This window comes from Nocardiopsis sp. MT53, assembly GCF_019598965.1.
Taxonomy (GTDB): domain Bacteria; phylum Actinomycetota; class Actinomycetes; order Streptosporangiales; family Streptosporangiaceae; genus Nocardiopsis; species Nocardiopsis changdeensis.
Genome location: NZ_CP080599.1, coordinates 998706 through 1020940, shown reverse-complemented (window position 1 = coordinate 1020940; position 22235 = coordinate 998706). Strand labels below are relative to the sequence as shown.

Here is a 22235-nt window from a genome sequence, read left to right as displayed (position 1 = left end):
CTCCCACCCCTAGAAACCCAACCCCCGGAGCCAGGTGAGTAGGTCGTCCTCGCGCCGCTGTGCCTCCTCCGGGCTCCACGGGCCCAGGCGGCGGGAGTCCACCACGGTGCCGTCGCGGAGGTAGACCACCCGGTCGGCGCGGGCGGCGCAGGACGGGTCGTGCGTGACCATGACGAGGGTCGTGCCCTCCCGGTGCACGTCGGTGAGCGTGTCCATGACCTCGGCCGTCATGGCGCTGTTCAGCGCGCCGGTGGGCTCGTCGGCGAACAGCACCGACGGCCCGCACGCCAGCGCCCGGCAGACCGAGGCCCGTTGCAACTGCCCGCCCGACACCTCCGTGACGCCGTGCCGCCGGACGTGCGCGATCCCGAACCGCTCCATGAGCGCGTCCACCCGGGCGATCGCGGCGTCGCGCCCGGCCCGGTCGCCCCGGGGCACGGCTTTGAGGGCGGGCAGCAGGATGTTGTCCCGGATGTTCAGGTTCTCCAGGAAGTACGCCTGCTGGAACACGAACCCCATCCTCGTCAGCCGGACGCGGCTCATCTCCGCGTCGTCCAGCGAGGTCAGGTCGCGCCCCTCCAGGCGCACGTTCCCGTCCGTGGGCCGGTCCATGCCGCTGACGCTGTACAGCAGCGTCGACTTGCCCGAACCCGACGCCCCCATGACCACCAGGAACTCGCCCCTGTCCACGCTCAGGTCGATCCCGTTGAGGACCCTGGTCGGCGGGTCGGTGGAGCGGTAGGCCTTGGTCAGCCCGCGGCATTCCAGCGCCGGGTGGCCGTTGTGCGTCTCGAGTGTTCCGGTCATCCCTGTCAGCTCCTGAGCCATGCACTCTTGTCGGTACCGCGCGGACGCGCGGTGAGGAACACGGCGCCGAGGTATCCGGCGCCGACCAGAAGCAGCGGGTAGGCCGCGTAGACCAGCAGCGGGTCCGGCAGCAGCGCCAGGTCCGCGATCCCCAGCCCCGCCGCCGCGAGCAGCGCCCCGACGACGGCCTCGCCGGCCGTCGCCGCGAAGACCAGCCCCGCCACCGTGCCGAGGGCCACCGCGAGGAGGGTCTTGGCCCGTACCTGCGCGGCGATCTCGCGGGCCGAGAAGCCGAGCGCGGACAGCACGCCCGTCTTGCGGCGGTCCCGGGCCAGCCGCAGTTCGAGGAACAGGCTGGTGATGAACACCGCCACCCCCACCCCGAAGACCACGGACAGCACGGCGATCTCGTGCAGGGTGCCGGTCACGTGCGACAGGGTCTGCCGGACGAACTCCCGCATGGGGATCACGGAGGCGGTGGGGAAGCGCTCGCCGTAGTCGGCGGCGACGCCGGCCGGGTCGGTGTCGCCGACCGTGTCCGCGTAGACCACGTAGCCGGTGGCGCCGGACGTCACCTCGCCCTGCGCCTTGGCGGTGAACCCGCCGCTGGTGACGTCCTGGTAGACGCCGCTGACGGTGAGGGTCGCGGTCCCGCCCGCCTCCCCGGCCTCCCCGGACCCGTCGTCCGTCCCGCCGCGGCGGACGGTCAGCCCGTCCCCGGCCGAGACCCCGAACGCTTGCGCGTTCAGCACGGACAGCGCGATCTCCCCGGCCCCCGGCGGCCCGCCCTCGACGAACTCGACCGTGTCGCCGGAGTGGTCGCCCACCTCGACGCGCAGTGTCTCCCAGCCCTCCTCGCCCCGGACCCGGTAGGGCACGGTGGCGAAGGCGCGCACGCCCGTCAGCCGCTCGTCGCGGTGCATGTCCGCGAGCAGGGCCGCGCGGACGGCGTCGACGTCGTCGGAGAACTGGAGGTCGGCGCGCAGGTCGCTCTGCGGGGCGCCCATGTAGGTGACGAACCGGGGGTCCTCGAACGTGCTGAGCAGGTTGGTCGGCAGGGTCATGAGGACGGCGGCGAGGAAGAACACGGCGGGGACCAGCGCCCACTGCCCGAGTTCGGCCCGCAGGTCCAGCAGGACCAGGCGGCCGTTCACACCGAGGCCGGGGAGCGCGATCCCGGAGGGCCTTGTGGCCAGAGCCCGTGTGGCCGGAACTCCCGTGGTCGAGCCCGTCGTGTCCGAGGCGTCCGGGGTCGGGGGCGGGGCCTTCGGGTCCGGGCCTGCCGTGCCGACGGTGCCCGTACCGGCTGCCGCGCCTCCCGCGGCCGGGTCTTCCGTGCCCGCCGCGCCCACGCCGGTCGTGTCCAGGGCGGCCGGGGGCTCGGGGGCGAGGGCGGACCGGCGGACCCGGCGGGCCCGGCGGGCGGCCCGGCGCGCGGTCCCGCGTTCGTCGAGGAGGCTCCCGTGCACCAGCGCGTTGACGACCTCGATCCGCCCGACCCCGCGCAGGACCCCCCGGCAGACCAGCAGGACGAACAGGTACACCACCGCCAGCGCCAGCAGCGGCACCAGGACGGTCGCGGGCCCCGGCGGCGGCTCGGCGTAGTTCATCCGCACGCCCCGTGTCAGCGGCTCCAGCGCGAGGACGGCCAGCCCCCCGCCGGCCGCGCACGCGAGCAGCGTCATGAGGCCGTACTTGGCCAGGTACAGCCGGGACACCTCCCGGGCCGGGATGCCGATGGCCTTCATCGCGCCGATCTCCCGGACCCGGTCCTCCATCGTCCCGCGGATGACGAAGCGCAGGTTGAGCAGGGAGATCGCGATGAGCAGCAGACTCGCGAACACCAGCGCCGCCGCCACCAGGCCGTCGCCGAAGGTGTTGAGCAGGCGGATCATCGCGAACGTGACCGCCTGCCCGTTCGCGGGCAGGTCCGCGTCGGCCTCGTACGCCCGTTGCAGGTCGGCGGCCCCGGCGGGGTCGGCCAGCCGGTACTCGACGATGATCTCGGGGGCGCCGCCTCCGGCCGCCGCCAGTGCCGCGTGGTCGGCCTCGGAGACCAGGAAGCGGGTGGACGAGGCCAGCGACGACGCCATCTGCGCGTCGCGCACGAACCCCTGGACGCGCAGCCGGTGGACGCCCCCGTCCGTGCCGATCCCGAGCTCGTCGCCGACCCGGAGGTCGAACCGCTGCCGGTACGCCACCGGGGCGTAGACCTCGCCTGGTCCGGGGCGCGGGGCGGCCCCGGTCCCGTCGAGGAGGAAGTCGAACTCCTCGTTCTGTGTGACGAAGAGGTTGTCGATCAGGCTGTCGCCGAAGTCGCCGGTCTCGCCGGTCGAGGGGCGCCGCCAGGTGAGGGAGGCGCCGTCGTAGCCGAGCATCTCCTTGATGAGCCAGGCGTCGATCCCGGGCTGCTCGGCGGCGAACCGCGCCAGCGCCCCGGGGTCGTGGTCGCCCCGGTGCATCTGGAGGAAGTGCGGGGGTTCGGCCTGCTCGAAGAGGCGGTCGACCGCGCCGACGGTGCGCTCCATGACCATCGCGCCGGTGGCCATGAGGAAGGCGCTGAGGGTGAGGACGACGGTGAGCGCGAGGGTGACGCCCTTGTTCTTCCTGAGGTCGTTGTACGCATACCGGAAATACAGAGAATCCCTGGTCCGCACCTGCAACTCCCAACTTCCGGGATTCGCCGGCCGACGTGTTCGGCCTGATGGGGGAAAGGCTCGGAAACCGGTCCGCGCCGCCGCCGACCAGGGCCGAGGGCATGGCCGCCGACGTGCCGAACGCCCCTGGGGCGGGGCGTTCCGGGCCGGTCCGGCGGCCGGTGGATTCCGGGAACGGAGGGTTCCGCGGTTCTCGCGCCGGGGAATCCCTTTCCGCCCGGAGGGGCCGGGACGGGGTCGGAGAATTCCGGTGTGGCCGCGGAACCGAAATTAGTCGCGGCCCCGGCCGGGGCACATCAGGGGAGGGCCCCGGTTCGGCGCGCCCCGCCCCCCTGGTGTTCCACAGGGTGCGCGCGGGCGCCCTCAGGGTCGCGCCCCCGACGCGTCCCCGACCGTGCCCCCGATCGCGCTCCTCTGACTCCGCGGCCCTGCGACTCCGCGTCCCCGCGTCCCCGCGCCCCTGCCCCGGAGCCCTGTCGAGCCGCCTTCGGCGCTCTGCCGAACCGTTCCCGTGTTCCCGTCGTCCCGTCCCGGGCAGCCCCGGTCCCGTCCCGGGCAGCCCCGCGAACCGCCTCCGCCGAGCCGCCTCCGGTGCCCCGCCGAACCACCCCGGCCGCTCCGCCGTCCTACTCCCCGGAACCCCCACCGCCCTAGCGCAAGGCCCCGGACGCCGTGCCCGTGTGGCCGGAAGTGGACGGAGCGTGTCCACGGCGGTACGGCTCTGGCATGATCCACCCGACCCGACGGACGCCTCCCGCGGAAAGCGATGCCATGACGACCCCCCTCCAGGGCGGCGACCCCGCCCGGATCGGCGATTTCACCCTCCACAGGCGCCTGGCCGTCGGCGGTATGGGAGTGGTCTACCTCGGCCGCTCGCCCGGCGGCCGCGTGGTGGCGGTCAAGACCGTCCGCCCCGACCTGGCGTCGGACCCCGAGTTCCGGCGGCGCTTCACCACCGAGGTCAGGACCGCGCGCAGGGTGGGCGGCTTCTACGGTGCCGAGATCGCCGCCGCCGACACCGAGGGGGATCCGCCGTGGCTGGCCACCACCTACCTCCCCGGCCCCACCCTCCACCAGGCGGTGGTCGGGAGCGGTCCGCTGCCGGCCGCGTCGGCGGCCGTGCTCGGTGCGGGGCTGGCCGAAGCCCTCAAGGCGGTGCACGCCAGGGACGTGATCCACCGGGACATCAAGCCGGGGAACATCATCCTCGGGGAGGACGGCCCCCGGCTCATCGACTTCGGCATCGCCCGGGCCCTGGACGCCACGTCGTACACCCGCACCGGCACCGTCATGGGCACGGCCGCGTTCATGCCGCCCGAACAGATCCTCGGGGACGCGGTCGGCCCGCCCGGCGACGTGTTCTCGCTGGGGTGCGTCCTCGTCTTCGCCTCCACCGGCCGCGGCCCCTTCGGCGACGGCCCGGCCCACGCGATGACCTACCGGATCGTGCACGGGGAGCCGGACCTGAGCGGGGTGCCCGACGGCTTCGCCCCGACCGTCGAACGCTGCCTGGCCAAGGAGGCCGCGGACCGGCCGACCCCGGACGAGGTGCTGGGCGCCTTCCGCGCACTGGCCGACGCCGGGGACGTCCCCGGGGCGGGCGGAGCCTGGCCGCCCGAGTCGGTCACCGAGGTCATCACCCTGCACAAGACCCTGCTCATGACCCTCGTCGACTCCGAGCCGCAGGAGCCGGATCGGGAGCCGGATCGGAAGAAGGAGGGGTCCGCCGCGCGGTCCGGAACCCGGGCGAAGGAGAAGGCGCCGGAGAAGCCGGGAGGGTCGAAGGGCGCCAAGGAACAGCGGAAGGGAACCAAGCAGGGAAAGGGGGAGGGGTCGAAGCAGGGGAAGAAGGGCGGGGGGAAACGGCCGGAGGCCGAGGGGCACGACGCCCGCCGGGAGACCCACTACAAGGCCATGGCCGACGCGTTCCACGGCCGGGTCGACGACCTCGGGCGTGAGGGGGAGAAGGTCGGCTGGGACGCCACGGCCGAGCGGTTCCGCGGCCGGGACCACCACTCCTTCTCCTACGTCCTGCCGCCCGGAGGAACGAAGAGCGCGGGTTCCGTCTGGGGCGACGGCATCTACAGCGACGATTCCTCGGTGGGCCTGGCCGCCGTCCACGCCGGCCTGATCACCCTCCGGAGCGGGGGCCGCGTCACCTTCACGGTCCGCCCGGGGCGGGAGTCCTACCGCGCCTCCACGCGGAACGGGATCACGAGCAGGACGTGGGAGGAGTGGTCGGGCAGCTTCGAGTTCGTCCGCGGGTCCGGTGACTCCTGGAAGCCTCCCCAAGGGGCGGAGAGGTGGGGCACCTCCTCGAACGCGGTGTCCGCCGGGAAGCGGGACCCGAAGCCGGCCGCGCCGAAGAAGCAGCCGGAGAAGCAGCCGGAGAAGCCGCCGGAGCCCCAGGAGGACGGCGGCAACGGCTGGTGGTGGGCCCTGGGCTGTGCGGTCGTCCTCCTGGTGCTGTACGCCAACCACTTCGGGTTCGCGGCCTGGGTCGGCCAGGCGGTGAACGACGGTGCCTCGGACATCGAGGCGGGCGACTGCCTGGCCGTCTACGGGGGAGGGGAGTCCACCGTGTACACCGAGATCCCCTGCCTGGCGGCGAACAGCCGGTACGAGGTGCTCGCCGTCCGGCCGGGAACGAGTCTCCTCGAAGCCGACGACACGGGGGCCGCGGGGTTGTACGCCAGGTGTGAGGGCGTGTCGGGAAGCGAGAAGACGCTCGTACTCGGCGGGAACACCCTGTGCCTGGAGATCGACGGCTGATCGCGGGCCACCCGCGTCGCGGCACCGAGGCGGCGACCGCGGCGCCTCTCCCGGGAGGCCCCGGGCGCTGCCGTTCCGGAAGGCCGGGTGCCGGGGCGGCGGGCACATGGCCGGCGAACCGGTCCTGGGCTCGGAACCCGTCCTCTGACCGGCCACCGGTACGGGCCGCCGGTTGCGGGGTACGGGTCACCGATCAGCCGGCCCCGGTCCCCGCCGCGGGTCAGGCGACGCCCGCCATGAAGTGGTGGCGGCACAGGGTCGCGTACGACTCGTTGCCGCCGATGTGCACCTGTTCGCCCTCGTACACCATGACACCGTCCACCACGCGCGCGTTGTGGGTGGCGCGCTCCCCGCACCAGCAGCGCGCGGACACCGGCAGCACCTCGATCTTGTCCGCCAGCTCCACGAGCCGCTGCGATCCCGGGAAGAGCCGCCCCTGGAAGTCGGTGAGGATCCCGTAGCAGTACACGTCGATCCGCATTCCGTCCACGACGCCAGCCAGCTGGCCGACCTGCTTGGGTGAGAGGAACTGGGCCTCGTCGCAGATCACGTACGGCGCCTTGCGGTCGGCGACGTCGTCGTAGAGGTCGAGGTCGTCGGTCACCTCGACGGCCGGGGACACCAGTCCCAGGCGGGAGGAGATGATGCCCGCGCCCGCGCGGTCCTGGCGGGTGTAGAGCACGCCCTCGCTGCCGCGGGAGTGGTGCTCCTGGAGGGCCATGGTGCTCTTGCCCGAGTTCATGGCTCCGGTGAAGTACTTCAGCTCCGCCATGGCTCTCTTTCCTCGGTCGGGGGCGGGGTCCGGGTGCGGTCCGTCGGATCCCGGGTTCCGGACTCCGGTTCGCGCGGCGGTTCCGGCGGCCCTCCCGCTGGGCGGGGCGGGCCGGTCCGGGCGCGGTCCCGGGACCGGTGCGGCCGAGGGGGCTGGGGACGGTGGGGGCCGGAGGCCAGCAGAGAAGATACCAGTGCGCCGCCCGTTCGCAGGAACCCCGACGGGTGTCCGGACGTACCGGGCTCCGGGGGCCTTCCTTCCGCTCCGGCTCGCGGATTCCCCGCCGTTGGCGCTTTTTCGGCCCGGTTTACGCGCCGAGTGTGTTCCAGCCGGAATTGCCGATGTGGTGTGTTGCACCCGTGAATCGCCCCGGTCGTCATCCGCCCGTGACCGTCCGGCGCCGGTATGCGCCCGTGCGGGACCGGTGGCGCCGCGCGGCCGCGCCCGTCCGGCTCCGGGCGCCGGCCGGGACGGTGGCCCGGGCCGCCCCGCCGGGACGGGGCCGCGGATGCGGCCCCGATGACCTGCGCCGGAACGCCCCGTATCCTTCCTGGTCGGTCCCGGACCCCGCCGACGGCCGGGGCGGTGGCCGCCCGGGGCGACGCGCCGAACGCCGCCGGGGGACGCGCCGAAGAGTTGTTCGGTTGCTTTTGATATATCTGGGTGGCCACTGTCCGAATCGGGGGTGGAATTGCGGAGGGGAACGGCACATTGCGCAGGGAACAGGTCACCCGTGTGGTGGAGAGCCAGTGGTTCTCCAATGTGATGCTTTTGGTGATCCTGGTCAATGCGGGGATTTTGGGTTGGGCGACTTATGGGGGTTCCGCCCTTCCTTATCTTCTGGTCGCCGAGCACGTGATCGTCGGCGTCTTCGTCATCGAGATGGGGCTCAAGCTCTACGCCTGGCGCGGGGACTTCTTCCGCGCGCCCTGGAACTGGTTCGACCTCCTGGTCGTGGCGATCTCGGTGATCCCGGCGACCGGCCCGTTCTCCGTGCTGCGCATCCTGCGGGTGCTGCGGATCCTGCGGATCATCACGGCGGTCCCGCAGATGCGGATGATCATGACGGCGCTGTTCCGCTCCGTGCCGGGCATGGGGACGGTCATCGGGCTGCTGCTGGTGACCATCTACACCGCGGCGATCATCGCCCAGCAGCTGTTCGGCGAGGACGTGCCGGAGTTCTTCGGCGACCTGGGAACGTCGCTGTACACGATGTTCCTGCTGCTCACCACGGAGAACTGGCCGGACGTGTCGGACGCCGTCCTCGAAGACCACCCGCTGGGGTGGATGTTCTTCGTGATCTACATCGTGCTCACGGCGTTCATCATGCTGAACCTGGTCATCGGCGTCATCGTGACCTCCATGGAGCAGGAGGTCAACGAGGTGCGCTGGGAGGAGGACCAGGAGCTGGAGGCCGTGCAGCACGATCAGGTCATGGCGCGGCTGGAGCAGTTGGGCGCGCAGGTGGAGCGGCTGGACCGGATGCTGCGTGAGCAGCGCGGTGACGGGGGCGCGGCCGACGGGGCCGGACCGGGCGCGGGACCGGACACCGGCCCGGCCGGGGAGCCGGGCCTCGGGGCGGTCGCCGACGCCGGCTGCGGGGCGGGTGCCGCGGCGCAGGGGAACGGGCACCACCGCGACGTGTGAGCGGGCCCGCCGCGCGGTGGAGGGCGCGGCGACCGGGCGGCCACCGGCCCCGCAGCGCAACAGGTGACGCGGCGGCCGGTGGATTCGAGCGCCTCGCCCGGGCCCCTCGGGTTTCGCCCTACGGCAGAAGTGCGGCGGCCCGTGGATCCGAGCACCCCACCGGATCCCGCCGCGTGGGGAAGGGCACGGCGCCCGGCGGTTCCTCCCGGGCCCTGCCGTACGGCAGGGCCGAGGCGGTCGGCGGGCCCATGGGTCCCACCGCTTCCCTCGGGCCTTACCGCGCGGCGGCCGGTGGATCCGGGGGTCCCACCGGGCCTCATGGGGCGACAGAGGGGCGGCGGCCCGTGGATCCGAGGGCTCCGCCGGGTCCCGGCGTGCGGTGAAGGGCACGGTGCCGGGCGGTTCCTCCCGGGCCCTGCCGTACGGCAGGGGATGCGGTGGCAGGTGGCTCCGCGGGGTCCCGCCGCGCGGTGGAGGGCACGGTGGCCGGTGGGGCCTTTCGGGTCTGGCCGGACGGCGGAGGCGCGGCGGCCCGTGGTTCCGAGCGGCCCATCGGCCCCGCAGCGCGAGAGGGGGCGCGGCGGCCCGTGGGCTCGCGGGTCCCTCCGGGCCCCGGCGTCCGGGCGGAGCGGACACCGGCGCGGCCGTACGCCCATCCGCCGGTCCCGCCCCGGGCGCACCGGAACCGCCCGGTGGCCCGGCGGCGGAGCGGGGGCGTGTCCCGTGCGGAGCACGGGCGTTCCGCACGGGGTGCGCACGCGGTGGTCCCACCGGCCCCGCGCCGCCGTGCGGCGGTCCCCCCGCCCGGCGGCCCCGCCGTCCCACCGCCCGGCCGGAGGGCTCCCTGCGTCCGCGGCGGGTCAGCGGCGGGCGTCGAGCCAGGGGGTGGGCAGGGCGCCGCCGCCCCGCAGGTACCGGTGGAGGGCCTCGAACGCCCGGTCGGCGCGGCGCAGGACGGACGCCGGGTCGACGGTGGGGTCGGCGGCGTCGCGCAGCAGCGAGGACAGCCGGTCGAAGAGTTCGTCGGCCCGCTCCCGCTGGACCCGGGTGACGGGCCGGTCGGTGCGGCGCTTGCGGGCGGCGGTGGTCGGTTCGGGCATCGTGTTCTCCTTCTCGGTGGTGCGTACGGGCGTGCGGGTCGTGGAGGTGCGCCGGGGGAGCGGCCCGGCGGTCGGGGGCGCGGCGTTCTCGGGCCGGGTCCGGGGCGCGGCGAGGCGGGCGAACTCGGCCCAGGTGAGTCCGGTGCGGCCGTTCACAGGCGGCGCAGGAGTTCGGCGGCCAGGTCGCGGGCCAGGGCCTCCTCGCCGCCGGAGGGGGCGCCCGGGAAGAGGACGTGGGGTCGGCCCGGCATCGGCCGCCACCACCGGCCGTCCGCGTGGCGGACGGTGAGCCGGCGTCCGGCGTGTTCGGCGCGTACCGAGCCCGGCGGGTCGCCGTCCGCCGCGGCGATCCCCCGGCGGCGCAGCGCCGAGCGCAGTGCGAGGGCCGCCGTTCCGTCATCGGCGGCGGGGGTGTGAGCGGTGTCGTTCATGTCCCCAGGGTCGTCGCGCGGGGCGCGCTCCACCAGATAGATAAGTATTCCCGTAAAGACATGGTCGGGGCCGTAGCGCTCTGATTGGCTTTGCAACATGACTGCAAAGCAATTCCCGGCACGATTGGCCAAAGCACGCGAACTAGCAGGATTAACACAAAGGCAGCTCGCGGCGCGCGCGGGTACGTCGTCGGCGTCTGTATCCCGGTGGGAAGCGGGCAAGACCACGCCGCAACGGGACAACGTCCAGATCCTCGATGATGCGGTCAAGGCCTACGGCGCCCTGTTGAAGGCGTGGGTCGGTGACAGGGAGGGCGCGGGCCTCCCGGCGTACATGCGCGACCTGGTGCGGCTCGAAGAACTCGCGCGCCTGATCGAGCTGGTCTCGCCGCTGCTGATTCCCGGCCTCCTCCAGTCGCCCTCGTACGCACGGCTGATCTTCGAAGAATCCCTGATGGGCGAGACCGGCGCCGACCTGGACGAACTGGTCGCGCTGCGGTGCGGGCGCTACGAGAAGCTCCGCAGCGACAACGACCCCAAGGTCGTCGCCGTGTTCCCGGAGACGGCGCTGACGCTGGTGCCCGAGGCGGTGCGCGTGGAGCAGGCGCGCCACCTGGTGGAGCTGACCGACGCGGGGCGGGTGAGGATCCACCTGGTCCCCTCCGGATCCCTCCTGCTGGGGGTGACGTCCATGCTCCTCGTCTTCCACATGCACGACGGCGGAACGGCTGTTTCCAGCGACCACGTGGACGGTAACGTCGTCTACGCAGACTCCGACGGGTACGCCCGTTTGCAGGGTCTGGTGAAGCAGGCGCTCGGTGCCGCGCTTCCCGCTGGCCAGTCGCGAAAGGTATTGGAAGAACTACTGTGAGCAATGAACTCTGGCACAAGTCGTCCTACTCGTCTTCGGGGGGCAACTGCGTGGAGGTGCGCGAGCACGAGACCGGTGCCGACGTGCGCGACACCCGGAACCGCGAGGCCGGGCACCTGGCCTTCGGCCGTACCGAGTGGTCCGCGCTCCTCGCCGGGGTGCGCACCGGCCGCTGACCCCCGGTTCCACCCCCGTTCCCCGTGTCCGCGCGGGGGACTTCTCCATGCCCCGGGGCCGTGGCCGCCCGGCCCCGGCGGGCACCGCCGGCCGACCGCGCGGCGGTGCGGGCCCCCGACCTGGAATTCCAGGACGGGGGCTTTTTTCATGACGAATGACCGAATAGCGCCTTTGATGAAAATGGCCAGAAAAATTCCCAGAGAGGCCCCCACCTGCACAGACACCCCCCCATGAAATTTTCCCGGCCCGATCCCGCCCCAACAGGCCCTATCGTCTCTGCCATCGCATAATCTCTGCCTGACAACCGAAAACAGTGACCCCGCGACGCTCGTAAGGCGCCCGGGGTCGTGGCCAGCAATTCACCACTTTGACTCCAAAGGATTGCCAGCGTGAGCCAGTTTAGCGCCGCGCTTTTGAGCCGTGCCCTGCACCTGCTCGAAGCGCTCCTCTCCCCGCCGCGAGGCCGCCACTCCCGGACCCGTCTCCTCGGGTTCCGCCGCAGGTCGACCCGGGTCCGCCGCTACGCGGCGAACCCCGGACCCGCCCGGCGTTCCGCCCCGCACCTCCCGGCCGCCCCCGCGCCGCCCGCCGAGGTCCTCCCGGCCGACGACGTCGCCCTGGTCCGGCCCTACTACACCGCCCACGAACACTCCCTCGCGGCCGCCGCCGAGGACGCCGACCGCGCGCAGGCCGACGCCCGCGCCCGCCTGGCCCGCTGGACCGGCGGACCTGTCGACCCCTCCGCGCCGCCCCGCATCCCGGCACCGCGCCCGATGCCCCCCGGGGACCTGCTCGCCCCCGTGGCGCCCCGGCCCGCCCCCGCCCGGGACCCGTTCGTGCCGCCGGACCTCGCCGACCTGGAGAGGGCCGTCCGGGTGTGGGTCGCCCGGAACCACCGCAGGGAGGCGGGCGTATGACCGGGGTCCGCGCCTGGCCGCCGCGCCGCTACCCGGGCACCACATCCGAGCTGGCCCGGATGCGCTCCGACCTGGCCGCCGACCTGCGCGGGTTCGCCCCCGACACGGTCGACGCGGTCCTCCTCTGCGGCAGCGAGCTGTTCACCAACTGTCTCAAGTACACCGCTTCCGGCCGCTCGGGCGGGCGGGTGGTCCGGACCCTGTGGGCGATCGGGGGCCGGGTCTGCGTCGGGTTCACCGACGACGGCGGCACCGGCGGCCGGGTCCCGCGCATCCCCTACGCCCGCACGGACGAGGAGTGGGCGCTGGCCGAGGGCGGCCGGGGCCTGCTCCTCATCGAGGCCACCGCGACCGTGTGGGGGCACCGGCCGGTCTGCGACTGCTGCGACCTGGGCCGCCACACCTGGGCGGCGTTCACCCTGCCCGATCCGCCCGATCCGCCCGACCTGCTCGAGACCGCGTGAACCCTCCGGGCCGCGGGCCCCGCCCGCGGCCCCCCACCCCGCACCCCTGCGACGAACGACCGAGGAGCCCGATGCCGAGTCGATCCCACGAGATCCCGCTCCGGCTGATCCAGAACAGGCCGGAGACCGTCCCGGTCCTGCTGCGCGAGGCCCTGGGATTTCCGGTCCCCGGCCACACGGAGGCGGTCCTGACCTCCTCCGTCCTGACCAACTGCGATCCCAAGGAGTGGAACGCCGACGGCGCTGTCCTGCTCCGCGACGGCGGCCACCCCGTCCTGGCGGTGGCCGTGGAACGCCAGAACGACCGCGACACGGAGAAGCACTTCAGTTTGCCCGCCTACCTGGCCACCCTGTACGGGCGCCTCGAATGCCCCGCCGTGCTGGTGGTGCTCTGCCCGGACGAGGCGGTCGCCCGCTGGTGCGCGCGGCCGATCGAGACCGGCCACCCCGGGTTCACCCTGCGCCCCCTGGTGGTCGGCCCCGACACCATGCCGGTGGTGGTGGACCCCGAACGGGCCCGCGCCCTGCCCGAACTCGCGGTGCTGTCCGCGCACGCCCACGGCGGGCGCGACGGCCGGGTGCTGAAGGCCCTGGTCGAGGCGCTGGACTCCGCCGGTGAGACGAACCGTCCGTTCTACTATGACTACGTGCTGGCCGGCCTCAACGAGGCGGCCCGTAAGGAGCTGGAGGGCTTGATGTCCGTGGACACCTACGAATGGCAGAGCGACTTCGCCCGCAAGTACGTCGGCATCGGCCGCGAAGAGGGCCGTGAAGAGGGCCGTGAGGAAGGCCGTGAGGAGGGCCGCGAGGAAGGGGTCGCCGACAGCGTGCTCCGCGTCCTCGCCAAGAGGGGGATCGCGGTCTCCGACGGCGTCCGCACCCGGATCCGGTCCTGCGGCGACCTCGACACCCTGAACTCCTGGCTGGACAGGGCCCTCGACATCTCCCGGGCCGAGGACCTCTTCGACTGACGCCGCCGCCCGAGGGCCCCGGACCGGCCGCCGGGGATCCGGCACACCGGGCGCCCCCTCGCCCCGCGAGGGGGCGCCCCGCCGTTCCGGGCCGCGCCTACCAGGTCCGGCGTCCGCGCACAAGCGCTCACCGCCCCAGAGGGAACGCGTCGCCGTACTCAGGCGCCCCCGCCCCCGCGCGGTGAGGATGGGGGCATGACGAACCGAGCGAAGACCGCCTTCGGGGCCCTGGCCCTCCTCGCCCTCGCGGCCACGGCCTGCGCCCCCACCCCCGAGGCCGCCTCCGTCCGGGCTGTGGAGGAGGACGGGCTGCCGCTCCCGGGCGCGGACGGCCAGGCGCCCTCCGAGGACATGTCCCTGGAGGAGGCCGCTCCCTTCCTGGAGGCGCAGGGGTACCTGCCCGCCGAGGGCGACCTGAACGGCTACGAGATCGGCCACCTGCCCGACGACGTGACGGGCACCCCCTACGACCTGGACCACACGGCCCTGGCCGAGCGGGACGGCCACGTCGTTCCCGACACCCACGAGGTCGAGCGCTCCTGGCTGGCCGACACCATCCAGGTCGACCACCTGGTCGACGACTTCGGCGAGGTGATGGCCGAACGGGAGGCCGTCGCCGTCTCCAGCCTGTACGTGTCCGTGATGCGGCGCGACGACTTCACCGACATCGACGCCTACTACGAGGCCACCGGGACCGTGCTGGAGGAGGAGTTCCACGACTCGCCCGCCCGGGAGCTGCCGGACGGCGACGGGCACTACAACGGGTCGACGGCGATCTTCTCCCCGGAGCCCGGGGTGGTCGTCCACCTCTCCTACGTGGACGACGCCTACTGGGCCGAGGTGGAGGAGAGCGACGACCTCACCGCCGAGGGCGACCCCGAGGAGGTCCTGCGGATCGTCGAGGGCATCACCCCCGCCTGACGGCCCCCGCACGGGCGGCGGGGACGGGCGCCGTACCGAGGCCGGACGGCGGGCGGACGCCGCCCCGCCGGGCGGCTGGGCGCCGGGCCGTCGGCGGGGCCGTGCTCCGGGACCGGTGGCCGGGACCGGGCTCCGGACCGTTGCGGGGCCGTCGACGCAGCCGCACGCCGGGCCCCTGACGGAGCCGCATGCCGGGCCCCTGACGGAGCCGCATGCCGGGCCCCTGACGGAGCCGCATGCCGGGGCCGGACGCCCGGACCGTCGACGGGACCGCACGCCCGACCCTTGACGGTGCCGCACGCCGGGACAGGACGCCCGGGGCGCACACCGGGCTCTTGGCGGTGCCGCACACCGGGGCCGGGTTCCGGAGCCGCATGCCGGGACCGCGTGCCCGGACCGTCGACGGAACCGCGCGCCGGGACCGCACCCCGGGCCGCTGCCGGGCCGTGCTCCGGGGCCGCACACAGGCCCGCCGACGGGCCGCGCCCGCGCGGCTCCCGGCCGACGCCCCTCGGCCGCTGCCCCCGGTCGGCGGCCGGGCTCAGGGGAGGCGGTCGGGATGGAGGTCCGGCAGGCCCGCGGCCTCCCGCAGGCGGGCGTACTCCCCGGCCAGGGAGGCGAGCGTCCAGTGGGCGTTGCGGCCGCTCGGGTTGGGCAGCAGCCACACCCGGGTGCCGCCGATCCCCTCCTCCTGCGGCCCCACCGCGGCCTTTCGCGCCCCGAAGGCCGCGCGGTAGGCGGTCACGCCCAGCATCGCCAGCCACTCCGGTTCCCACTTGCGCACCTTCTCGCGCAGCAGCTCCGCACCCCGGGCGTACTCCTGGGGGGTCAGCTCGTCGATGCCGCGGGAGGGCCGGGCCACCAGGTTCGTCAGCCCGAGCCGCCACCCCCGCAGCTCGCCCTCCCGCTCCGGGGGCAGCACCTCGGGCGTGAACCCGGCCAGCGCCAGCGCGGGCCAGAACCGGTTGCCCGGACCGGCGAAGTGGTGGCCGCGCACGGCGGTGGTCAGCCCCGGGTTCACCCCGCAGAACACCACCTTCATCCCCGGCGCGAGCAGGTCCGGCAGCAGCCGGTCGCGGGCCGCGTCCAGTTCGGCGCGGCTGAGCCCGCCGACCCCGCGCAGCGGCCGGGTGCCCCGGCCGCGTCCCGACCCCGTGGCGTCGCCCATCGGTTCCCCCTTCACCGTCCGTGTGCCCTCCCGGGAGGACCTACCCCGTCCGCCGGAGCCGTCAGGGGCGTTCCGGATCGGTTCCCGGTCCGGACGGGCCGCCCAGGACGGCCGGGTCGGGGTCCCAGCCCACCGCCGAGGAACCCGCCAGGGCGAGCGCCCGCGCGGGCACCCGGCGCAGCAGCGCGTTGCGCACCGACTGCCGCCAGCCGCCGCCCAGGTCCGCGCCCACCCGGGCGATGAACGCGGCCTGCCGGGCGATGCTCCGGCACTTGGGGCGGCGCTCGGCGTCGAAGCGGGCCATCGCCTCCGCCTGGTCCGCGCCCGCCGCGACCGGGGCCGCGACCAGCGTGCCGAGCGCCACCGCGTCCTCCAGCGCGGTCGCCGCGCCCTGGCCCATGGTGGGCAGCGCCGCGTGCGCGGCGTCGCCGATCATCACGACCCGCCCCCGCACGTAGGTCGGCAGCCCGCCGCGCAGGTGGTGGACGTCGTGCCGCATCAGGTCGGCCGGGTCGGTGCGCTCGATGAGCCCGGTGACCTCCGGCGCCCAGCCGACGAAGCGGGCGCGGGCCGTCGCCAGCTCGTCGGCCACGACCGCGCCCCGCGGGGCGCGCACGTAGCCGTACCAGTACAGCTCGGTGTCGCTCACCCGCATGACCCCGAACTCCGCGCCCGGCCCCCAGTACTCGAAGAGGCGTCCGTCGCGCTCGGTGTCCGGGACGATCGCCCGCCAGCTCGTGCTGCCGCTGTACGCCGGGTGCACCCTCGGGAAGAGGACGCCGCGCACCGCGCTCCACATCCCGTCGGCGCCCACGACCAGGTCGGCGTCGGCGCGCAGCACCTCGCCGCTCGCCGGGTCCCGCCACGACACGGCGGCGCGCGGCCCGCCGGGCGTCCCCGCGGACAGGTTGGCGACCCGGGCGCCCGTGACCACCTCCACCCCGCTGTCGCGGGCGGCGTCGGCCAGGGCCGCGTGCAGGCGCCGGCGGTGGAAGCCCCGGATGGTGACGGCCTCGCGCACCTCTTCGAGGTCGTCCGGGATGAGCAGGATCGGGCGGCCGAGCGTGTCCCGGAACCCGGTGCCGACGGTCTCGTGGCCCAGGGAGGCGAGCCGGTCGCCGCCGATGCCCAGGGCGGCGAGGGCGGCGACGCCGTTGCGGGGGACGGCGACGCCCGCGCCGACCTCGGGGCCGCCGGTGCGGCGTTCGAGCACGGTCGTGCGCCAGCCCGCCCGGGCGAGCGCGGTCGCCGCGGCCAGCCCCGCGATGCCGCCGCCGACCACCGTCGCCGTCAGTGTTCCGCCGCCCATGATCCCTCCAAGCCTCGGTCCTCCACCACCATTCAATACGATGGTAGTGGTAAGCGGCCGAGTCCTATACTCGGCCCCATGCCACCCGCCAACCTGCGCCGACGCCGGGCCCTCGCCGACGCCGCGATCGCGCTGCTGGCGGAGGAGGGGATGCACGGGGTCACGCACCGGGCGGTGGAGGCCCGCGCCGGGGTGCCCGCCGGGACGGCCACCAACTACTTCCGGAACCGGGAGGCGCTGCTGGTCGCCGCCGCGGAACGGGTGCTGGAGCTGCACACCGCCGACATGGCCGCCGCGACGGAGGGGATGGCCGGGCCGACCGGGCCCGAGGAGCTGACCGACATGATCGCGGCGTCGCTGTGGGGCGCGGCGACCGTGCTGCGCGACCGCTACCTGGCGATCTTCGAGCTCCGGCTGGAGGCCCGGCGGCGGCCCGCGCTGGAGGAGGTGCTGGGTCGGCTGGAGCGGGCGGTGCTGGCCGACACCGTCGACCTGCACGAGGTGCTGGGGACGTCGGTGCCGCCGGGGGCGGTGGCCACCCTGGCCACGCTCTACGGGGGCGCGCTGTTCACGCTGGTCACCGGGCCGGCGGGGGCGTTCGGCCAGGCGGACGTGCGCAGGCTCGTCGCGGCCATGGTGCGCGGGGCGGCGGGCCCGGACCGCGACCCCGCCTGAGCCCCGCCCCGGACCGGGACCGGACGCCGACGGTCCCCGGGCCTCCTCAGCGGACCGCCTTCGCCCCGATGCCGTCGAGGAGCAGGGCGAGCCCGTGGGAGAAGGCGGAGTCGGGGGCGGCGTTGTACGCGGCGGCCGGGGAGTCGACGCGCTCGCGCAGCCGCGGGAACTCCCGGGCGACGGCGGTGGCCTGCTCCACCGCCCGGGGGATCTCCTGTTCCGGGTCGCCCCCGCGCACGCGGATGCGGCGGGACAGCGACGCGGTGGCCGCGGCGCCCAGGGTGTTGCCCAGGACGTAGGTGAAGACGGCGGCCGCGGCCAGGTCGGCCTCCGGGGCGGTGAGCCCGGCCGCCTCGTAGACGGCGAGGCAGCGGTCGTCGTAGCGGCTCTTGTTGGGGCCGTAGAGAAGGTGGGAGCCGAACGCCTGCACCAGCCACGGGTGCCGGCCGAACATCGCGTACAGGTCCGTGGCCAGGGCCCGGGCGGCGGCGTGCCAGTCGGCCGGTTCGGCGGCGGGGAGCGGGATCTCCTCCCACACGTGGTCGCCGGCGAGGAGCATCAGCTCGTCCTTGTTCTCGACGTGCCAGTAGACGGCGGTCGGGGCGGCGCCGAGCCGCCGGCCCAGGGCGCGCATGTTCAGGCCGTCCAGCCCTTCCTCGTCGAGGAGGTCGATGGCGGCCCGGACGATCTGGGGCTTGGTCAGGGTGTTGCGGGGCATGGCGCTCATCCTAGGTCGGACACCGGACTTGAACTTAGTTCGACAACTCTATTGAACTAAGTTCAAGTGCTGGGCTACGATCCACTTGAACTTAGATCAAGTCCTCTGGCCGGGAGGCCCCCCATGTACGTTCTCGCCGCCGTCATGCAGCTGCTCATCGCCGCCGCCTTCGTGAGCATCCCCCTGGTGCGCCACCGCTTCGGAGCCCGCGCCACGGCCGCGGCCGAGGCCGAACTCGCCCGGCAGGGCGTGCGGGGCGGCGTCCTGGCCGACAACGGGATGAGGTTCGACGCCGGGGGCCACGAGACGGCCGCCCCCGTCTCCGTGGCGGTGCTCATGGTGGCCCTGGCCGCGCTCAACCTGGCCGGCGCGCCCTGGGCGCAGCCGGTCGGACTGGTGCTCATGCCGCTGGTGCTGGTCGGCAACGGGCTGATCGTCTGGAGCAACCTCACGGCCGCCTCGTCGGTGCGGACCGCGTTCGAACGCAAGGGAGACCCCGAGCTGCTGCGCATCGACGTCCCCGCGTTCCTGAAGGCCGCGGAGGACGCCTTCCCGAGCTGGGTGCGGCTCCAGCAGTGGATCCGCAACACGGTGGTCTTCGGCGGGGGCGCGACGGCGCTGGTCGCGACCGCCCTCGCCTGAACGCCGACGGCCCCCGGCGCACCGTTCGGGCGGTGCCTCCTGGGGCCGTCGCGGGCCCGGGGGAGGGGAGGGGTCAGGGGCGGGTGGCCTTGCCGTCGAGCCAGAGGGTGTCGGACTCGTCCCGGTGGGAGCCAGTGGTGCCGACGTGCTTGGCGTCGATCTTGGGCCCCTTCTTGATGACGTGGACCAGGGCCATGCCGTGGCCGCGGCCGAGGTCGTAGTCCTCCTTGAGCCAGGCGAGGATGACCCCGGCCTTGGTGTCGGGGGCGTCGAGACCGCGCCCCCTGGCGAGGTCGACCAGCTGCCGAGGGGTGAGACCGGTCTTGTCCTCGATGGTGTCGAGGTAGGCCTGGAACGACATGGGGAGTCCTTTCACCGGGCGCCTTCCCGAGTCGTCCCCGGTGCGCCGTGCCGATGGGAGGAGCATGCCGCGCCCCTCGGACATTCCGGGACCGGCCGTCAGGCCCAGACGCGGTGGGCGCGGACGCCCCCGGGTTCCAGGGCCAGGTGGCGGTGGTCCGGCGGGGCCGTGTCGACGGCCTCGTCCACGTGGACCAGGAACAGCCGGAGTGCGGCGATCAGCGGCTCCGCGTCGGGGAAGACCTCCCGCGCCTCCCGGGCCGTCGTCCGCAGCCGGACACCCAGGGCGGCCGGATCCACGTGCAGGATGAAGGGCTTCCCGCCGTCCCCGCCGTCCAGCAGCACCGTCGTGCGGTCCGGGGACGCGATCGCCGCGCGGTCCCCCGGGCTCAGGCGGTGCAGCAGCTCGTCGAACAGCTCCTCGTCGCCCCACTCGGCCCCGGTCACCGGTCGGCCCCCCGCGGCGGCGCCGGCGGCCACGGCGTGCGGCGGTCGGGCCCGGGCTCGCTCACGGGGCGGCCGCGGGCGGCGGACGCGGCGGGCATCGTCGTCTCCACCACCTCAGGATCGCCGCGCGGGCCGTTCCCGCGACGCAACCGGAGGGCGTGTCGCAAAGAAGGCGATGCAACCCCTTGGTTGCACCTTGGCCTTCGCTGTGCAACTCTGGGGTTGCACTAGAGGAGGGCTCCACCATGACCGACACCGACCGGATCGAACGCTCCATCGACATCGACGCCCCGACCGAGCGCGTCTGGGACCTGGTCACCCGGCCCGGATGGTTCATCAACGACGGCGCCGTCATCGACCACAGGATCGACCGCGACGGCGACACCGACATCGTCCGCGACCCCGTGCACGGCGACTTCCGCTTCCGCACCGAGAAGCTCGACCCGCACGGCTACGCCGCGTTCCGCTGGCTGGACGCCGACAGCGACGCCTCCACCCTGGTCGAGTTCCACCTGGAGGAACGCCCCGGCGGGGTGCGCCTCACCGTGGTCGAGAGCGGGTTCGACACCCTCGGCGGAACCGAGGCCGACCGGCGCCGCCGACTGGAGGAGAACACCGAGGGCTGGCGGATCGAACTGGCCGCCGCCCGCGAGCACGTGGACCCGCTGACCGTGCACCGGGCCGTTCACATCGACGCCCCGCCCGAGCGCGTCTGGGAGGCCGTCACCACGCCCGCGCACTTCGCCGCCTGGTACGCGTTCGGCGGCGCCGGCTTCCGCCCCGAGGCCGGGGCGCCCATGACGCTGCACTGGGACGAGCACGGCACCTACCGGGGGCGGGTCGTGGCGGCCGAGGCCCCGAGCCGGTTCGCCTACCGCATCGCGGCCGAGCCGGACACCGAGCCCAGGGAGGAGGGCTCCACCCTGGTCGAGCTGGCGGTGCGCCCCTCCGGGAAGGGGACCCTGCTCACCGTCGCCCAGACGGGGTTCGACGCGCTCGCGCCCCGGTTCGGCGCGGCGGCCGACAACGCCGCCGCGGAGGCCGACGGCTGGGCGGGGGGCTTCGCCGCGCTGACCGCGCACCTGGCGGGGGAGCCGAAGTGAGCGTCCCGGACGGCGGGGGCGGCGCCACCGCGACGGTGTTCGCCGCCCTGGGCGACGAGACCCGGTGGGCGGTCCTGGTGCGCCTGGGCCGCGAGCCCGCCTCGGCGTCGGCGCTGGCGGCGGAGCTGCCCGTCACCCGGCAGGCGATCGGCAAGCACCTGGAGGTGCTGCGCGCGGCCGGCCTGGTCGAGTCGCACCGGCGGGGGCGCGAGGTCGTGTACCGGGCGATCGGCTCCCGGCTCGACGAGGTGGGCCGCGACCTGCAACGGGTCGCCGAGGCATGGGACCGCAGGCTCGCCGCCGTCAAGGAGATCGCCGAACGCGGCGACGGATGAGGCGGCCCCGGGGCGGGCCGTCAGCGCCAGGGGAGGGGGGCGAGGGCCTCGGCGAGGAGGTCGCGCTCGCCCGGGGACTCCGGGCGCAGGCGGTCGGCCGCGGCGGCGAGGTCGGCCCCGGGGCCGCAGCCCGGGGACAGGCTCACGATCCGCCCGTTGCCCATGGCGACGCGCAGCTCGGCCGGTTCGGTCGCGGAGTGGTGGACGGCGACGGTGTCGCCGCTGCGGACGCACCGCGTCCCCGGGTAGTCGCAGCCCTGGTCGATCCCCTCGGAGGCGCGGTCCCAGGTGACCACGTACAGCGGGGCGCCGTCGCCGTCGAGGTAGGTGAGCCGCAGCCCCTGGTGGGTGCGGTGGGCGGCGGCCAGCGTCCAGTCCGGGTGGTCCAGGACGGTGATCGGCCGCCCGTAGCCGCGGATGAGCGCCCCGGCCCGTTCGGCGGCGGTGTGGCCGCGCATCGCCTCGGACAGCACCGGGAGCAGGAGCAGCAGGACGAACACCACGGCGACGGCGGGCAGCGTGCCCGGGGCTCGGGCGCCCGGCAGCCGGGTGGAGAGCATGGCGGCGCCCAGGCCCAGGGTGGAGATCACCCCGGTCAGGAATGGGATGTTGACGTTGGGGCCGCCCGGCAGCGGGGCGGCGTCCGGGGCCAGGAACGACACGACGACCGGCACCGCCATGGCCGTGCCGGTCACCAGCACCGAGCAGGTCAGGGCGTGCACGACGCCGAACCCGGCCAGCCAGCGGTCGGCCATCCACGCCATGAGCAGGACGACCCCGGTGACCACCGGGGCGAGCAGGAACAGCCCCATGCCCGCGTCGCTCAGCGTCAGGGCGCGGGAGAACTCCCACAGCGCCAGCGGGAAGAGCGACATCAGCGGGGCGCCCACCAGGCACAGGGCGAGGATCGCACCGACCGCGGCGATCCGTGGCCGGCCCGTGGGAGCGCGGGGAAGCACACCGTCCATCAG

Annotated in this window: 23 protein-coding genes and 1 pseudogene; 13 read left to right on the top strand and 11 right to left on the bottom strand. The window is 74.5% G+C overall.

The window, feature by feature from the left end:
* Positions 1 to 9: 9 nt before the first annotated feature.
* Both K1J57_RS04310 and K1J57_RS04305 read right to left on the bottom strand, forming a co-directional pair.
* Positions 10 to 807 carry an ABC transporter ATP-binding protein gene (locus K1J57_RS04310; protein WP_220563180.1) on the bottom strand — a complete coding sequence of 266 codons (798 nt, stop codon included), beginning with the start codon at positions 805 to 807 and terminating at the stop codon, positions 10 to 12.
* A gap of 5 nt (positions 808 to 812) precedes the next feature.
* A complete protein-coding gene (locus K1J57_RS04305; protein WP_220563179.1) occupies positions 813 to 3464 on the bottom strand; it encodes an FtsX-like permease family protein in 2652 nt (883 codons plus the stop codon).
* Between the two features lie 771 nt (positions 3465 to 4235).
* Between K1J57_RS04305 and K1J57_RS04300 the strand changes: the two genes are divergently transcribed.
* Complete coding sequence (locus K1J57_RS04300) at positions 4236 to 6236, top strand: LCCL domain-containing protein (protein ID WP_220563178.1); 2001 nt, start codon at positions 4236 to 4238, stop codon at positions 6234 to 6236.
* Positions 6237 to 6456: 220 nt separating this feature from the next.
* Here K1J57_RS04300 and K1J57_RS04295 read toward each other — a convergent pair whose 3' ends face one another.
* On the bottom strand, positions 6457 to 7008 hold the full coding sequence (locus tag K1J57_RS04295; RefSeq protein WP_220563177.1) for a thymidine kinase: 552 nt from the start codon (positions 7006 to 7008) through the stop codon (positions 6457 to 6459).
* A gap of 711 nt (positions 7009 to 7719) precedes the next feature.
* Here K1J57_RS04295 and K1J57_RS04290 point away from each other — a divergent pair.
* A complete protein-coding gene (locus K1J57_RS04290; RefSeq protein WP_220563176.1) occupies positions 7720 to 8655 on the top strand; it encodes an ion transporter in 936 nt (311 codons plus the stop codon).
* Positions 8656 to 9515: 860 nt separating this feature from the next.
* On the opposite strand, the gene K1J57_RS04285 is transcribed toward K1J57_RS04290, so the two are convergent.
* Positions 9516 to 9911 (bottom strand): hypothetical protein, encoded by a 396-nt coding sequence (locus K1J57_RS04285; protein ID WP_220563175.1) that lies wholly within the window; start codon positions 9909 to 9911, stop codon positions 9516 to 9518.
* Positions 9908 to 10186 carry a hypothetical protein gene (locus K1J57_RS04280; protein WP_220563174.1) on the bottom strand — a complete coding sequence of 93 codons (279 nt, stop codon included), beginning with the start codon at positions 10184 to 10186 and terminating at the stop codon, positions 9908 to 9910. Before K1J57_RS04280 ends, K1J57_RS04285 begins: the two co-directional genes overlap by 4 nt.
* Before the next feature lie 97 nt (positions 10187 to 10283).
* Between K1J57_RS04280 and K1J57_RS33335 the strand changes: the two are divergent.
* From K1J57_RS33335 to K1J57_RS04250, 7 genes and pseudogenes are all read left to right on the top strand, one after another.
* Positions 10284 to 10421 (top strand): annotated as a pseudogene (locus tag K1J57_RS33335) (multiprotein-bridging factor 1 family protein); the annotation flags it as partial.
* A 51-nt stretch (positions 10422 to 10472) separates the two neighbouring features.
* Positions 10473 to 11057, top strand: coding sequence for a DUF5753 domain-containing protein (locus tag K1J57_RS04275; protein WP_255647112.1), 585 nt, complete (start codon positions 10473 to 10475; stop codon positions 11055 to 11057).
* Positions 11054 to 11233, top strand: a complete 180-nt coding sequence (locus K1J57_RS04270) for a DUF397 domain-containing protein (RefSeq protein WP_220563172.1) — start codon at positions 11054 to 11056, stop codon at positions 11231 to 11233. Before K1J57_RS04275 ends, K1J57_RS04270 begins: the two co-directional genes overlap by 4 nt.
* Before the next feature lie 390 nt (positions 11234 to 11623).
* Positions 11624 to 12151 carry a hypothetical protein gene (locus K1J57_RS04265; protein WP_220563171.1) on the top strand — a complete coding sequence of 176 codons (528 nt, stop codon included), beginning with the start codon at positions 11624 to 11626 and terminating at the stop codon, positions 12149 to 12151.
* Complete coding sequence (locus K1J57_RS04260) at positions 12148 to 12615, top strand: ATP-binding protein (RefSeq protein ID WP_220563170.1); 468 nt, start codon at positions 12148 to 12150, stop codon at positions 12613 to 12615. The genes K1J57_RS04265 and K1J57_RS04260 overlap by 4 nt, the downstream gene beginning before the upstream one ends.
* 71 nt (positions 12616 to 12686) lie before the next feature.
* Complete coding sequence (locus tag K1J57_RS04255) at positions 12687 to 13586, top strand: hypothetical protein (protein ID WP_220563169.1); 900 nt, start codon at positions 12687 to 12689, stop codon at positions 13584 to 13586.
* A 195-nt stretch (positions 13587 to 13781) separates the two neighbouring features.
* Entirely contained in the window at positions 13782 to 14507 is a 726-nt protein-coding gene (locus K1J57_RS04250) for a hypothetical protein (RefSeq protein WP_220563168.1), read from the top strand.
* A gap of 541 nt (positions 14508 to 15048) precedes the next feature.
* Here the strand turns inward: K1J57_RS04250 and mug are convergent.
* Both mug and K1J57_RS04240 read right to left on the bottom strand, forming a co-directional pair.
* Complete coding sequence (mug, locus tag K1J57_RS04245; protein WP_220563167.1) at positions 15049 to 15675, bottom strand: G/U mismatch-specific DNA glycosylase; 627 nt, start codon at positions 15673 to 15675, stop codon at positions 15049 to 15051.
* Positions 15676 to 15736: 61 nt separating this feature from the next.
* Complete coding sequence (locus K1J57_RS04240; RefSeq protein WP_220563166.1) at positions 15737 to 16984, bottom strand: FAD-dependent monooxygenase; 1248 nt, start codon at positions 16982 to 16984, stop codon at positions 15737 to 15739.
* 78 nt (positions 16985 to 17062) lie between these two features.
* Here K1J57_RS04240 and K1J57_RS04235 point away from each other — a divergent pair, with 78 nt between their 5' ends.
* Positions 17063 to 17659, top strand: a complete 597-nt coding sequence (locus K1J57_RS04235; RefSeq protein WP_220563165.1) for a TetR/AcrR family transcriptional regulator — start codon at positions 17063 to 17065, stop codon at positions 17657 to 17659.
* Positions 17660 to 17705: 46 nt separating this feature from the next.
* Here K1J57_RS04235 and K1J57_RS04230 read toward each other — a convergent pair whose 3' ends face one another.
* On the bottom strand, positions 17706 to 18377 hold the full coding sequence (locus K1J57_RS04230) for a TetR/AcrR family transcriptional regulator (protein ID WP_220563164.1): 672 nt from the start codon (positions 18375 to 18377) through the stop codon (positions 17706 to 17708).
* Positions 18378 to 18500: 123 nt separating this feature from the next.
* Here K1J57_RS04230 and K1J57_RS04225 point away from each other — a divergent pair, with 123 nt between their 5' ends.
* On the top strand, positions 18501 to 19019 hold the full coding sequence (locus tag K1J57_RS04225; RefSeq protein ID WP_220563163.1) for a hypothetical protein: 519 nt from the start codon (positions 18501 to 18503) through the stop codon (positions 19017 to 19019).
* A 73-nt stretch (positions 19020 to 19092) separates the two neighbouring features.
* On the opposite strand, the gene K1J57_RS04220 is transcribed toward K1J57_RS04225, so the two are convergent.
* Together K1J57_RS04220 and K1J57_RS04215 are read right to left on the bottom strand one after the other, a co-directional pair.
* Positions 19093 to 19380: a DUF4287 domain-containing protein gene (locus K1J57_RS04220; protein WP_220563162.1), complete on the bottom strand. Its 288-nt coding sequence runs from the start codon at positions 19378 to 19380 to the stop codon at positions 19093 to 19095.
* A 98-nt stretch (positions 19381 to 19478) separates the two neighbouring features.
* Positions 19479 to 19826: a hypothetical protein gene (locus K1J57_RS04215; RefSeq protein ID WP_220563161.1), complete on the bottom strand. Its 348-nt coding sequence runs from the start codon at positions 19824 to 19826 to the stop codon at positions 19479 to 19481.
* Positions 19827 to 20071: 245 nt separating this feature from the next.
* Here K1J57_RS04215 and K1J57_RS04210 point away from each other — a divergent pair, with 245 nt between their 5' ends.
* On the top strand, positions 20072 to 20929 hold the full coding sequence (locus K1J57_RS04210; protein WP_220563160.1) for an SRPBCC domain-containing protein: 858 nt from the start codon (positions 20072 to 20074) through the stop codon (positions 20927 to 20929).
* Positions 20926 to 21264: a helix-turn-helix transcriptional regulator gene (locus K1J57_RS04205; protein ID WP_220563159.1), complete on the top strand. Its 339-nt coding sequence runs from the start codon at positions 20926 to 20928 to the stop codon at positions 21262 to 21264. Before K1J57_RS04210 ends, K1J57_RS04205 begins: the two co-directional genes overlap by 4 nt.
* Before the next feature lie 20 nt (positions 21265 to 21284).
* Here the strand turns inward: K1J57_RS04205 and K1J57_RS04200 are convergent, their stop codons facing one another.
* Positions 21285 to 22232, bottom strand: a complete 948-nt coding sequence (locus tag K1J57_RS04200; protein ID WP_255646838.1) for a hypothetical protein — start codon at positions 22230 to 22232, stop codon at positions 21285 to 21287.
* Positions 22233 to 22235 lie beyond the last annotated feature (3 nt).

What these genes read in the sequence shown, in the direction of transcription:
- K1J57_RS04310 (WP_220563180.1), bottom strand. Translation starts at nt 807, where the DNA reads ATGACCGGAACACTCGAGACGCACAACGGCCACCCGGCGCTGGAATGC.
- K1J57_RS04300 (WP_220563178.1), top strand. Translation starts at nt 4,236, where the DNA reads ATGACGACCCCCCTCCAGGGCGGCGACCCCGCCCGGATCGGCGATTTC.
- K1J57_RS04295 (WP_220563177.1), bottom strand. Translation starts at nt 7,008, where the DNA reads ATGGCGGAGCTGAAGTACTTCACCGGAGCCATGAACTCGGGCAAGAGC.
- K1J57_RS04280 (WP_220563174.1), bottom strand. Translation starts at nt 10,186, where the DNA reads ATGAACGACACCGCTCACACCCCCGCCGCCGATGACGGAACGGCGGCC.
- K1J57_RS04260 (WP_220563170.1), top strand. Translation starts at nt 12,148, where the DNA reads ATGACCGGGGTCCGCGCCTGGCCGCCGCGCCGCTACCCGGGCACCACA.
- K1J57_RS04255 (WP_220563169.1), top strand. Translation starts at nt 12,687, where the DNA reads ATGCCGAGTCGATCCCACGAGATCCCGCTCCGGCTGATCCAGAACAGG.
- K1J57_RS04250 (WP_220563168.1), top strand. Translation starts at nt 13,782, where the DNA reads ATGACGAACCGAGCGAAGACCGCCTTCGGGGCCCTGGCCCTCCTCGCC.
- mug (WP_220563167.1), bottom strand. Translation starts at nt 15,675, where the DNA reads ATGGGCGACGCCACGGGGTCGGGACGCGGCCGGGGCACCCGGCCGCTG.
- K1J57_RS04240 (WP_220563166.1), bottom strand. Translation starts at nt 16,984, where the DNA reads ATGGGCGGCGGAACACTGACGGCGACGGTGGTCGGCGGCGGCATCGCG.
- K1J57_RS04235 (WP_220563165.1), top strand. Translation starts at nt 17,063, where the DNA reads ATGCCACCCGCCAACCTGCGCCGACGCCGGGCCCTCGCCGACGCCGCG.
- K1J57_RS04230 (WP_220563164.1), bottom strand. Translation starts at nt 18,377, where the DNA reads ATGCCCCGCAACACCCTGACCAAGCCCCAGATCGTCCGGGCCGCCATC.
- K1J57_RS04225 (WP_220563163.1), top strand. Translation starts at nt 18,501, where the DNA reads ATGTACGTTCTCGCCGCCGTCATGCAGCTGCTCATCGCCGCCGCCTTC.
- K1J57_RS04220 (WP_220563162.1), bottom strand. Translation starts at nt 19,380, where the DNA reads ATGTCGTTCCAGGCCTACCTCGACACCATCGAGGACAAGACCGGTCTC.
- K1J57_RS04210 (WP_220563160.1), top strand. Translation starts at nt 20,072, where the DNA reads ATGACCGACACCGACCGGATCGAACGCTCCATCGACATCGACGCCCCG.
- K1J57_RS04200 (WP_255646838.1), bottom strand. Translation starts at nt 22,232, where the DNA reads ATGGACGGTGTGCTTCCCCGCGCTCCCACGGGCCGGCCACGGATCGCC.